The organism is Acinetobacter sp. 1130196, assembly GCF_000588095.1.
GTDB classification, from domain to species: Bacteria; Pseudomonadota; Gammaproteobacteria; order Pseudomonadales; family Moraxellaceae; genus Acinetobacter; species Acinetobacter nosocomialis.
This window is the reverse complement of the sequence record NZ_JFWX01000018.1, coordinates 24,091-35,647: the sequence shown is the minus strand read 5'-3', so window position 1 is coordinate 35,647 and position 11,557 is coordinate 24,091. Positions and strand designations below refer to the sequence as shown.

The 11,557-nt window shown below is 38.2% G+C and carries 11 protein-coding genes; 9 read left to right on the top strand and 2 right to left on the bottom strand.

What is annotated here, in order from left to right; translation table 11 throughout:
• The first annotated feature begins 173 nt into the window (after positions 1-173).
• The 6 genes from argC (at position 174) to J671_RS14680 (ending at position 6,618) form a co-directional block, all read left to right on the top strand.
• Positions 174-1,229 carry an N-acetyl-gamma-glutamyl-phosphate reductase gene (gene argC / locus J671_RS14705; RefSeq protein WP_081404909.1) on the top strand — a complete coding sequence of 352 codons (1,056 nt, stop codon included), beginning with the start codon at positions 174-176 and terminating at the stop codon, positions 1,227-1,229.
• A gap of 75 nt (positions 1,230-1,304) precedes the next feature.
• Positions 1,305-2,063 carry a DUF6776 family protein gene (locus J671_RS14700; RefSeq protein ID WP_080660889.1) on the top strand — a complete coding sequence of 253 codons (759 nt, stop codon included), beginning with the start codon at positions 1,305-1,307 and terminating at the stop codon, positions 2,061-2,063.
• Between the two features lie 9 nt (positions 2,064-2,072).
• On the top strand, positions 2,073-2,486 hold the full coding sequence (gene clpS / locus J671_RS14695) for an ATP-dependent Clp protease adapter ClpS (RefSeq protein ID WP_001260033.1): 414 nt from the start codon (positions 2,073-2,075) through the stop codon (positions 2,484-2,486).
• A 9-nt stretch (positions 2,487-2,495) separates the two neighbouring features.
• Positions 2,496-4,772: an ATP-dependent Clp protease ATP-binding subunit ClpA gene (clpA, locus tag J671_RS14690; RefSeq protein ID WP_022575633.1), complete on the top strand. Its 2,277-nt coding sequence runs from the start codon at positions 2,496-2,498 to the stop codon at positions 4,770-4,772.
• A 3-nt stretch (positions 4,773-4,775) separates the two neighbouring features.
• Positions 4,776-5,138: a YnfA family protein gene (locus tag J671_RS14685; RefSeq protein WP_004708502.1), complete on the top strand. Its 363-nt coding sequence runs from the start codon at positions 4,776-4,778 to the stop codon at positions 5,136-5,138.
• 424 nt (positions 5,139-5,562) lie between these two features.
• Positions 5,563-6,618, top strand: a complete 1,056-nt coding sequence (locus J671_RS14680; protein WP_031982719.1) for a 3-deoxy-7-phosphoheptulonate synthase — start codon at positions 5,563-5,565, stop codon at positions 6,616-6,618.
• A gap of 47 nt (positions 6,619-6,665) precedes the next feature.
• On the opposite strand, the gene J671_RS14675 is transcribed toward J671_RS14680, so the two are convergent.
• Complete coding sequence (locus J671_RS14675; protein ID WP_031982718.1) at positions 6,666-7,583, bottom strand: alpha/beta fold hydrolase; 918 nt, start codon at positions 7,581-7,583, stop codon at positions 6,666-6,668.
• Positions 7,584-7,585: 2 nt separating this feature from the next.
• Positions 7,586-8,146: a PadR family transcriptional regulator gene (locus tag J671_RS14670; protein ID WP_002050679.1), complete on the bottom strand. Its 561-nt coding sequence runs from the start codon at positions 8,144-8,146 to the stop codon at positions 7,586-7,588.
• Between the two features lie 135 nt (positions 8,147-8,281).
• Here J671_RS14670 and J671_RS14665 point away from each other — a divergent pair, with 135 nt between their 5' ends.
• The 3 genes from J671_RS14665 to J671_RS14655 all read left to right on the top strand — a co-directional run bounded on the left by J671_RS14665 (position 8,282) and on the right by J671_RS14655 (position 11,539).
• Positions 8,282-10,306, top strand: coding sequence for an NADPH-dependent 2,4-dienoyl-CoA reductase (locus J671_RS14665; protein ID WP_031982716.1), 2,025 nt, complete (start codon positions 8,282-8,284; stop codon positions 10,304-10,306).
• A gap of 71 nt (positions 10,307-10,377) precedes the next feature.
• The gene (locus J671_RS14660) at positions 10,378-10,785 is read left to right on the top strand and encodes a nuclear transport factor 2 family protein (protein WP_004708511.1); all 408 of its coding nucleotides are present in this window, start codon (positions 10,378-10,380) and stop codon (positions 10,783-10,785) included.
• Between the two features lie 37 nt (positions 10,786-10,822).
• A complete protein-coding gene (locus J671_RS14655; protein WP_031982715.1) occupies positions 10,823-11,539 on the top strand; it encodes an SGNH/GDSL hydrolase family protein in 717 nt (238 codons plus the stop codon).
• Positions 11,540-11,557 lie beyond the last annotated feature (18 nt).

Below are 11,557 nucleotides of genomic sequence, written 5' to 3'. Positions count from 1 at the left end.
CAAAAATGAATCTGGTATTTATTTACTGATATTTGTTTGGTTCTGACAGACCAGCAAGTGCTATGTAATTAACGCTAAAAAATAAAAAAATTAAAATTACCAAGCATGAAATGGTTTTGTAAGTCTGGACATCCTGTCATACTACCGCAAGTATAGATTCAATATTTGAGGTAATGCACGTGATTTCTGTCGGAATTGTTGGTGGAACTGGTTATACAGGCGTTGAACTATTACGTATTTTATTACGACACCCAAAAGCGCAGGTTCGAGTTCTTACTTCACGTACAGAAGCAGGCAAACCAGTTGCTGATATGTTCCCAAACTTACGTGGACATACAGATCTTCAATTTTCAGATTTAAATATTGATGCATTAAAAGAATGTGATGTTGTATTTTTTGCAACTCCACATGGTGTTGCAATGCAGCACGCAAAAGATTTGATCGAAGCTGGAACTAAAGTTATTGATTTGGCAGCAGACTTTCGTTTACAAAATCTTGAACAGTTTGAAAAATGGTATGGTATGGAACATGCTTGCCCAGACGTACTAAAAGATTCTGTTTATGGTTTAACTGAGTTAAATCGTGAAAAAATCAAGCAAGCTCAAGTCATTGGTAACCCAGGTTGTTACCCAACAACTGTCCAACTGGGCTTGGCTCCACTTTTAAAATCAGCACAAGCACTCATTGAAACCAAAAATATTATTATTGATGCAAAATCAGGCGTTTCAGGTGCTGGCCGTAAAGCAAGTTTAGGTATGATTTATAGCGAAAATGCCGATAACTTTAAAGCTTATGGTGTTGCGGGACATCGCCATCATCCTGAGATTGTAGAAGCTTTGGAAAATATTGCAGGCGAGAAAGATGTTTTTGAAGGTCTTTTATTTGTTCCACACTTAGTACCGATGATTCGAGGTATGTTGAGTACAATTTACGTGGACTTGACAGAGGCGGGGGAAAAAACAGAAATACAAGCTTTGTATGAAAACTTCTATGCAAATGAAAAATTTGTAGATGTCATGCCTGCCAATAGTTCACCTGAAACACGTAGTGTACGTGGGGCAAATGAATTACGCATTGCTTTGTATAAACCACAACCAAATAAACTCATTATTTTGGCCGCTCAAGATAACCTTGTAAAAGGAGCATCTGGACAAGCTGTACAAAATATGAACCTTATGTTTGGCTTTAATGAAGATGAAGGCTTACAAGGGATTGGTTTATTACCATAAAAAACTCTTTTTTGCTTCACACACATTTAAATTTCGATTTAAATGTGTGTCTTGACTCTGATCTTAAACACTGAGATGACGATGCAAAACTCGGAACAGACGACTTCTGTAGAAAGTTCGTTGCAAAAGAAAAAATTTTTAAACACCAATAAGCCTTTGTTTATTGGTGCTGCTATTTTAATGAGTGGTTGTTTTGCGCTCGGCTATACAATTGGGCACCGTCAAGGTTTAACTGTTGTAGGTTACGATGCAGATGCAGAGCAATTGGTTGAAGTAGTGCAAAAACAAAAAACAGCGTTAGATGCAGTTAACAAAAGCCTGAATGCTGCTGTACAAGAGCGTGATGTTGCTGTTACAAATGCAAATGACTTGTTTACAGCACTTAATCAAGCCAATGCTGATAAAACGCAACAAGAAGGTATGAGTAATATCTACCGTGAAATTTTAAGACAACGTGGTGGATTAAGCTTAACCATTCAGGATTTGGCAATTAAACCGTTACCAGAAAACGCTTATGAATATCAGCTTGATTTGGTGCAGGTGAGTCCAAATAAACGCCGTGCTTCAGGTTCAGTTGAAATAAGACTGATTAAAGATACTGAAGTCTTGGTTGTGCCACTTGAAGATAAGAACTTTAACTTCACTGATTTTGAGCGTTTGACTGGCCGATGGACAATGCCTAAGGGCTTCACACCTCAGTATATTGAAGTACGTTTAACAGGTGGTTCTGAGACACCAGTGATTAAACGTTTTAGTTGGCAGCGCGGTAAACCTGTCGAAACACCTTCTGCTTTTGTTGCAGAAATTCCTCAAGCTGAAGCAAATTCACAATAGTAACATCATATGCGAACAAATAAGCGTCAAACAAATTTAAAAGATATTAAGGCTTCTTTTCAGCAGTCTGGCTATGTCGATTGGCACTTCAATCCACGCTTAAGTGATTCGCAAAACGAAGATCATGACGGAGAGGTTGTTGTTCAAACAGCACCTCCCGAACTCAAGCGTCCTCCTTTATATGCGGTAGTATTATTGAACGACGATTACACGCCAATGGACTTTGTAATTGAAATTTTACAACAATACTTTGCAATGAATCTTGACCAAGCAACTCAAGTAATGCTAACAGTACACTATGAAGGTAAAGGTACTGCCGGGGTATATCCAAGAGACATCGCGGAAACCAAGGCAAACCTTGTTAATAATTACGCTCGATCGCAAGGTCATCCATTACTTTGCCAGATTGAGCCTAAAGCATAAGGGGGTCACATGCTCAGTCGTCAATTAGAAGTATCATTACGTTTGGCTGTTAGCATGGCTCGTCAAAAGAGACATGAGTTTCTTACAGTTGAACACTTACTATTAGCCTTACTCGATAACGATTCGGCTGTGAATGCATTAAAAGCATGCGGCGCTGATATTGTTTCTTTACGTAAAGAATTAGAAGAATATGTAGAACAACATACTCCTAAGCTTGGCGAAAATAGCGAGCAAGCTCCACATCCAACAGAAAGTTTTGACCGCATTTTGCAACGTGCAATTTTCCATGTGCAATCAAGTGGTGGTGATCGTACTGTTGAAGGTGCGGATGTTTTGGTCGCAATGTACTCAGAGCGTGATTCTTTTGCTGTTTATTTACTTAAACGTCATCAAATTAATCGACTTACTTTGACTCAATATTTGTCTCATGGGACACGTAAAGACGAAGTGCAGGTTGAAGAAGAAGTTGAAGACATTGAGGGTGAAAGCAACTCAGGCAATGCTGGGCCATTAGAACTTTATACGCTTAATTTAAATGTTGAAGCGCAAAAGGGTAAAACTGACCCACTCATTGGTCGTGAAAAAGAAATTGAGCGTACAGCACAAATTCTTTGCCGCCGACGCAAAAACAACCCATTACTAGTTGGTGATCCAGGGGTAGGTAAAACTTCAATTGCAGAAGGCCTTGCATGGCTCATCGTAAATGGTAAAGCACCAAAACCACTTAGCACCGCAGAGATTTATAGCCTTGATATAGGTGCATTGGTTGCTGGTACAAAATACCGTGGTGACTTTGAAAAACGTTTAAAACAACTGTTAAATGCTTTGAAGAAAAATCCAAATGCGATTTTATTCATTGATGAAATTCATATGATCATTGGTGCAGGCTCTAGTATGGGCAGCACAATGGATGCATCGAATCTTATTAAACCAGCATTGGCAAATGGTACTTTACGTTGTATCGGTTCAACGACTTTCCAAGAATATCGTCAGGTATTTGAAAAGGATCATGCGTTATCTCGTCGTTTCCAAAAAATTGACGTAAATGAACCAAGCATTTCTGAAACTATTGATATTTTACGTGGCTTGAAAACGAAGTTTGAAGATTTCCACCACGTACAGTATGACGACAAAGCTTTAGTTTCTGCGGTTGAGCTTTCTGCGAAATTTATTAATGATCGTTTCTTGCCGGATAAAGCGATTGATGTCATTGATGAAGCAGGTGCACAGCGCCGCTTAAAAGCTGAAAGTGAAGACAGTTTAATTACTGTAGAAAACATCGAAGACATCGTTTCTAAAATTGCGCGTATTCCGCCTAAAACAGTGTCTAAAGATGATAAATCAGTACTTGAAAATCTTGAGCGTGACCTAAAACGTGTTGTATTTGGTCAAGATGAGGCAATTACTGCATTGGCTTCTGCAATCAAGTTGTCACGTGCTGGTTTGAAATCACCAGACAAGCCTGTTGGTAGCTTCGTCTTTGCTGGTCCAACGGGTGTTGGTAAAACGGAAGTCACTAAGCAATTAGCAAAACTTTTAGGTGTAGAGCTTGTCCGTTTCGATATGTCTGAATATATGGAACGTCATGCTGTTTCTCGCTTAATTGGTGCTCCTCCAGGTTATGTTGGTTATGACCAAGGTGGTTTGCTCACAGATGCGATTCATAAAAATCCGCATTGTGTTTTATTGCTCGATGAAATTGAGAAAGCACATCCAGATGTGTTTAACCTGTTGTTGCAAATCATGGACCATGGTGCGTTAACTGACAATAATGGTCGTAAGTCAGACTTCAGAAATGTCATTATTGTATTGACGACAAACATTGGTGCAGAAAGCATTTCTCGTGCAAGCATTGGATTTACTGAGCAAGACCATAGCTCGGATAACCAAGAAGCTATGAAGCGTGCATTCTCTCCAGAGTTCCGTAACCGTCTAGACAGTGTTATTCAGTTTAAAGCTTTACCAACCACAGTGATTGAATCTGTAGTTGATAAATTCTTAACAGAATTACAAGCACAGTTAGATGAAAAACGTGTAGTTCTAGATGTAGATCAAAGTGCGCGTGACTGGTTAGCAACCAATGGTTATGATCGTTTAATGGGTGCTCGCCCAATGCAACGTCTCATTCAAGAACACTTGAAGAAACCATTAGCTGAAATGATTCTGTTTGGTGAACTTGCAGATCATGGTGGTAATGTGGCGGTATCAGTGAAGAAAGAAGATGGCAAGGCAGTTGGTCTAAAACTTGAAGTTTTTGAAGATCACCATACGGCAGAACCAGCTTAATTTATGTTAATTGATAGTCTTTCTATAACCCGAATACTTAGTGTGTTCGGGTTATTTATTATTACTGCGATCGCTGAGATTTTAGGCTGTTACTTTCCTTATCTTATTTTAAAAGAAGGGAAGTCTGCTTGGTTGTGGATCCCTACAGCCTTAAGCTTAGCGATCTTTGTTTGGTTACTTACATTACATCCAGCTGCTTCTGGGCGCATTTATGCGGCCTATGGCGGTATTTATATTTTTACTGCACTCATGTGGCTTCGTTTTGTCGATCAGGTCGCTTTAACGAGATGGGATGTTTTAGGTGGCTTTATAGTACTTTGTGGTGCAAGTTTGATTATTTTGCAGCCGCAAGGATTAATTCGCTAATGATGAAGTGACCAATTAAATTTTAAGTAAAAAATAAGAAACTTTTTCGCAAAAAATACTTGTCAAATTCATCAACAATGCGTATTTTAGATTTAAGGAACATTTTTTAATATTTGAGATAAAGATGTTAAATCAATCTGTGAATTCTAACGCTTACTTTTATTTCTGGCAATTTAGATAGTTGCCTGAGCGTATTCGGGCATGAAAGTTGCCCATCACAGTTAATACCTGATCGGCAACCCCGATCAGGTTTTTTTATGCTTTATCTTTTTTAAATCGAGGAACTCAAAATGAACAACATGACTTATTCATACTTTAGCAACTTTTATTGGTTTTACTTTTGCTTACCTTTGCCAACGAATAGATCCAAAACGCTCAAATAAATGATCGGACTGATTCGGTTTCAGTCCAAAGGAAAAGACCAATGAATGCTTTAAATACTTTACTAACTCAAAGTAATACAAAAGAAACACCAGTTAGTTTACCTCTTCAGTTAAAAGCTAAATATCCGCTTGTGCAGACCTTCGCACGTCAAATTGCAGAACACCGTCAAATTATTCAAAATATTCTTGCTGGTAAAGATCAGCGTTTAATGGTTATTACAGGACCATGTTCAATTCATGACCCAGTTGCGGTTCTTGAATACGCAGAAAAACTCCAAAAATTACAAGAAAAAGTTAAAGATCAAATATTCATTGTGATGCGTGCTTATATTGAAAAGCCGCGTACAACTGTAGGTTGGAAGGGGTACATGTATGACCCAAACCTTGATGGTTCATCTAATCTACAATTAGGTTTAGAAAAATCACGCGAGCTTTATTTGCAAATTATTGAAAAGGGTTTGCCGATTGCGAGCGAAATTCTAAGCCCAATGGCAACTGGTTATTTTGATGATTTGTTGGCTTGGGGCGCAATTGGTGCACGTACCAGCGAGTCTCAAATTCACCGTGAAATCTCAAGTCATATGCCATACAGTATTGGTTTCAAAAATGGTACAGATGGTTCGATTCAAATTGCTTTAGATGCTATTCAGTCGGCACAAAATGAGCATCAATTTCTAGGAATGAATCAGCAAGGTTTACCTTCTGTTATTCAGAGTGCCGGCAACCCATTACCACACTTAATTTTGCGTGGAGCGAATCATGGCCCTAATTATGATTTAGCTTCAATTCAGGCAATACGTGAAAAACATAAGCAAAATCTTCCTCCTTTAGTCATTGACTGTAGTCATGGCAATAGTGGTAAAGACCCTTTACGTCAGCCAGAGGTTTTGCAGCAAATCGTTGCTGAACGCTTAAAAACTCAGGTAAAGGGTGTCATGATTGAAAGTCATTTAGTTGATGGTAATCAGAAAATTTCGTGTGAAATGACTTATGGTCAGTCTGTGACAGATGGTTGTTTAGGATGGGATAAAACTGAACAACTTTTGTTAAATGTTGCTGAACAGTTAAAAGCAAATGAGTTAGCTCATTCAGCTTAATGATTTATGGTTTAAAAAAGGGATCTGTTTTTGCAGATCCCTTTTTTTTATGAAACATGTTTGAGTTCGGATAAGAATGTAGTGATTTCATGACCGAATTTTTTCGGTTCGGTTAATAATGGCGTGTGGCCAGAACGCTCGAAATAAATTGTTTTTGCATGTTCGACACTATGTGCAATCAGTGTCTGACCAGTTTCTGGATAGAGTGTTGAATTACGGCCAATAAAGAAAGTTGTTGGGCACTGTAATTGTTGCAATGCCTCACGATAGTCTTCATTGTGAAAAAGATAATTTTCGACGTACCAAAATAAGTAGTCTAAGCGTTGAATCGGTAATAAATATTTCTGTAAAAATGGCTGTTTTAACGCAGTTTTAAAAACAAATGGACTAAAAGGATTGCTACTTTGCAATTCAATAAAATCTACCCACAAACGTACCAATTTTTGACGGTCTGGAAGTGATAACTCATAAAGATATTTAGCATTTTTATGTTTTGATAATAATTGATAAATATCATTGAGTAATTGTTTAAATTGGGCATGTAATGGTCCGAATAAACCATATTGCCATGTCGCATCTACAGATATTTTAGGCGTTTGATCAATATGTAAATAAGCTTTTAACTGCTGAGCAAGATGAGCATGCTTCATACCATGCATTGCAGTGGTAGCACCCATTGAATAGCCCATTAAAATAAAGTGATCAAGTTTTAGTTGTTCAATTAAATGAGCGACATCTTGCCAGTGGCTTGATATGGCATCTTGCTCGGGAATAGCACAGTTTTTTGAACCGCCAAAACCACGCCAGTCAGGAATAATAAATTCATATTCTTTACGATTTGCGTAGATAAACGGTAGCCATTGCCAACTTTGCATACCTAGACCAGATAATACTAATACTGGTTCACCACGACCAACACGGCGTACAAATAATTTTTCCTGATCGGGCATGGTGTAATAAGGCATGGTTATTCTCCAGATGCGTTATCTTGAGCAAAAAGTTTTAATTGTGGGATGACCTGTTCTAACCATTTGATCCACTCAGTTTCCATAGTGATACCGAGTTCCAAGATCATTTTGTGGATATATAAAACTCGATTATTCAAGTCATCACTATCTTTAAAATCTTTATCGTAAATATTTTGGTAAAGCTTAAGCTTTTCTTGGTGTAAGCCAAGATGTCGTAACAGTTCGGGTAATATTTGATTATTGCCCAATTGTGCCTCGGCACGCAATCTTACCATTAAGTCATCTCTAAGCTGAGCGGGTTCACTTTGCTGTGTCATCCATGAGGCAAGTTCTATACGCCCAAGTTGTTCGACTTGATAAGTCTTTTTTCGGCCGCTATCCATCTCATTTTCTAAAGTAGAAACCCAGCCTTTTTTTAGCATGTTATTGAGTTCACGATAAATTTGCTGATGTGTGGCATTCCAGAAAAAGCCCATAGAGCGGTCAAAACGGCGAGCGAGTTCAAAGCCAGTGCTTGGACGTTCTAGTAAGCTGGTTAGTAAAACATGGGGAAGTGACATGGCAATCCGTTTGTAAGCAAAAGTAAAGTGTGACTCATAAGATTATGCAACATGTTGCATAAAAGTCAAAATTTGATTATAAATTTGTGCAACAAGTTGCATTAAGCAAGCAGATTAGCAAGCCAAGGAGTTGTTATGTCGTTATATCCACATTTATTAAAACCATTAGATTTAGGTTTTACGACATTAAAAAATCGCGTATTGATGGGGTCTATGCACGTTGGTCTAGAAGAAGCGCCGGGTGGCTATGAGCGCATGGCGGCTTTTTATGCGGAACGTGCTAAAGGAGATGTTGGTCTTATTGTTACTGGCGGTATTGCACCTAATCAGGCAGGTTTAACCTTTGCTCATGCTTCTAAGCTAGATAGCACAGAAGAAGCCGAAAAACATAAAGTCATTACCGAAGCTGTACATGCTGCTGGCGGAAAGATTGCTTTACAGATATTACATACGGGTCGATATTCTTATCAGCCAGAGATTGTTGCACCTTCGGCAATTCAAGCACCGATTAATCCAATTAAACCTAAAGCAATGACTTCTGCAGAGGTTCAACAAACGATTGATGATTTTGCAAACTGTGCGAAGCTTGCTCAATACGCTGGATATGACGGCGTTGAGATTATGGGTTCTGAAGGTTATTTAATTAATGAGTTTATAGCAGCAAGAACAAACCATCGTGATGATGAATGGGGTGGTAGCTATGAAAACCGTATTCGTTTTCCTATCGAGATTGTAAAACGTACACGTGAAATAGTGGGTGAAAACTTTATTATTATTTACCGTTTATCAATGCTTGATTTAGTTGAAGGCGGATCTACTTTAGAAGAAGTGATTCAACTTGCTAAAGCGATTGAAAAAGCTGGCGCTACGATCATTAATACGGGTATTGGCTGGCATGAAGCTCGTATACCAACAATTGCCACTAAAGTTCCAAGAGCTGCATTTACTTGGGTCACTGAAAAATTAAAAGGTGAAGTTTCCGTTCCATTAATTACCTCAAACCGTATTAATACCCCAGAAATGGCTGAACATGTATTGGCATCGGGTCATGCAGATATGGTTTCAATGGCACGTCCAATGCTTGCAGATCCTGAGTTTGTTTTAAAAGCAAGTGAAGGTCGTAGTGATGAAATCAATACCTGTATTGGCTGTAACCAAGCGTGTCTTGATCATATTTTCTCTATGAAAATCGCAACATGTCTAGTTAACCCTCGCGCATGTTATGAAACAGAACTTATTTTTAAAGAAGCACAAAATCAGAAGAATATCGCTGTCATTGGTGCAGGACCAGCAGGTTTAAGTTTTGCTGTATATGCGGCAGATCGTGGACACCAAGTTAAAATCTTTGAAGCAAGTCATCAAATTGGTGGACAGTTTAATATTGCTAAAACTGTGCCTGGTAAAGAAGAGTTCTACGAAACACTACGTTATTTTAATCGTCAAATTGAATTACGTCCGAACATTGAACTTGTATTAAATCATAAAGCGACTTATGAAGAGTTAAGCCAATCAGACTTCGATGAAATTGTAGTTGCAACTGGTGTAACACCTCGTCAATTACAATTTGAAGGTATTGATCATCCAAAAGTACTGAGCTACTTACAAGTACTTAAAGAGCGTGTACCAGTAGGTCAACGTGTTGCCATTATTGGGGCAGGTGGTATCGGTTTTGATACAGCTGAGTATCTAACCCATGAAGGTGAAAGTGGTAGTTTAAATCCAGAAAAATTTTATGAAGAGTGGGGTATTGATACTCACTATGAACACGTTGGAGGTTTAAAGCAGCCGAAAGTTGAAGTTTCTGAACGAGAAATCTATTTGTTACAACGTAAAGCTTCTTCAGTAGGTGCGGGACTAGGTAAAACGACTGGTTGGATTCACCGTACAGGGCTTAAGAACAGAAATGTGAAAATGTTGGCAGGCGTACAGTATGACAAAGTAGATGATCAAGGACTTCATATTAGTGTTGATGGAAAACCAATAGTGCTTGAAGTTGATAACGTAGTGATTTGCGCAGGCCAAGAATCATTTATTGCAATGTATGACCAATTAAAAGCAGATGGTAAGAATGTTCATTTGATTGGCGGTGCTAAAGAAGCAGGTGAACTAGATGCTAAACGTGCTATTCGTCAAGGTGCTGAACTAGCAGCGGTTCTTTAATGATTTCAATGAGCACTGTCTTGGGTAAGAGAGTGCTCATGACTAAAAACTATTTGAAGGAAAAATAAAAAATGACACTCGAAACAACTAAACAGTCATTAGAAAAATGGCATCACATGGTTAAATCAAATGACTTATCGAACTTAAATGATTTGCTGGCAGATGAAGTCGTTTTCCGTTCACCAGTCGCTTATAAACCTTATGAGGGAAGACAAGTTGTTTTCTTTATTCTTACTAATGTGATTCAAGTATTCCAAAATTTTACCTATCACAGAGAGTTTTACACAGAAGATGGTGAAAATGTAGTACTGGAGTTTAGTGCGAATGTAGGTGATAAATCATTAAAAGGGATTGACATGATTCGTTTTAATGAACAGGGTAAAATTATTGATTTTGAAGTAATGATTCGTCCAATGAGTGGTTTAGCTGCATTAGCTGAGCAAATGGGTATAAGAATAGCTCAATTTAAACCTCAATAATTTTGTTAAATAGCCTAAGAGTATTGAGATATATAAAATGTGGTTAAAACTTTCAACATTGCTTTTATTGCCCATATTATTTGTACAAGGTAGTAAAGTTCGAAAGAACACGCCACGTTTAGCAGAAGCCAAAGGTGAACGAGAAGGTTGTATTGGTCAAGGCAAGCCTTTATCCATGCTTATTTTGGGAGATTCTGCTGCAGCAGGTGTTGGTGTAGAAAATCAGAAAGATGCTTTGTCTGGTGCTATTATTCAAGAACTGCAAAATGAATTTTCCCTGCAATGGAAACTTCATGCTAAAACTGGTGATACAACTCGACAAGTTTTTAATGCTTTACAGCATTTAGACGAGCAGAAGTATGATGTGATTGTGACATCTATTGGTGTAAACGATGTTACGAAATTAACTTCTGCTAAATCATGGATTAAACAACAGAAGCAATTATTTGAGCACATACAGAAACGTTTTCAGCCAAAGTTGATTATCGTTTCTGGTGTGCCTCCAATGCAACATTTCCCTGCTTTACCCAATCCACTAGCTTGGTTATTTGGGCAATATGCAGAGCAAATGAATCAAAAATTACAACAATGGTTAGCACCGCAGAGCCAGTTTAAGTTTATTCAATACGATATTGAAACTTTTCAAGCCATGAATTTGACAATGGCAAGTGATGGTTTTCATCCAAGTAAAGAAGTTTACGCAGTTTGGGGACGGCAGGTTGCTGCTTTAGTGCGGCAATCATTTAACTCATAGTCAGAGGTAGTCATTGGA

What these genes read in the sequence shown, in the direction of transcription:
- argC (WP_081404909.1), top strand. Translation starts at nt 174, where the DNA reads ATGCACGTGATTTCTGTCGGAATTGTTGGTGGAACTGGTTATACAGGC.
- J671_RS14700 (WP_080660889.1), top strand. Translation starts at nt 1,305, where the DNA reads ATGACGATGCAAAACTCGGAACAGACGACTTCTGTAGAAAGTTCGTTG.
- clpS (WP_001260033.1), top strand. Translation starts at nt 2,073, where the DNA reads ATGCGAACAAATAAGCGTCAAACAAATTTAAAAGATATTAAGGCTTCT.
- clpA (WP_022575633.1), top strand. Translation starts at nt 2,496, where the DNA reads ATGCTCAGTCGTCAATTAGAAGTATCATTACGTTTGGCTGTTAGCATG.
- J671_RS14685 (WP_004708502.1), top strand. Translation starts at nt 4,776, where the DNA reads ATGTTAATTGATAGTCTTTCTATAACCCGAATACTTAGTGTGTTCGGG.
- J671_RS14680 (WP_031982719.1), top strand. Translation starts at nt 5,563, where the DNA reads ATGAATGCTTTAAATACTTTACTAACTCAAAGTAATACAAAAGAAACA.
- J671_RS14675 (WP_031982718.1), bottom strand. Translation starts at nt 7,583, where the DNA reads ATGCCTTATTACACCATGCCCGATCAGGAAAAATTATTTGTACGCCGT.
- J671_RS14670 (WP_002050679.1), bottom strand. Translation starts at nt 8,146, where the DNA reads ATGTCACTTCCCCATGTTTTACTAACCAGCTTACTAGAACGTCCAAGC.
- J671_RS14665 (WP_031982716.1), top strand. Translation starts at nt 8,282, where the DNA reads ATGTCGTTATATCCACATTTATTAAAACCATTAGATTTAGGTTTTACG.
- J671_RS14660 (WP_004708511.1), top strand. Translation starts at nt 10,378, where the DNA reads ATGACACTCGAAACAACTAAACAGTCATTAGAAAAATGGCATCACATG.
- J671_RS14655 (WP_031982715.1), top strand. Translation starts at nt 10,823, where the DNA reads ATGTGGTTAAAACTTTCAACATTGCTTTTATTGCCCATATTATTTGTA.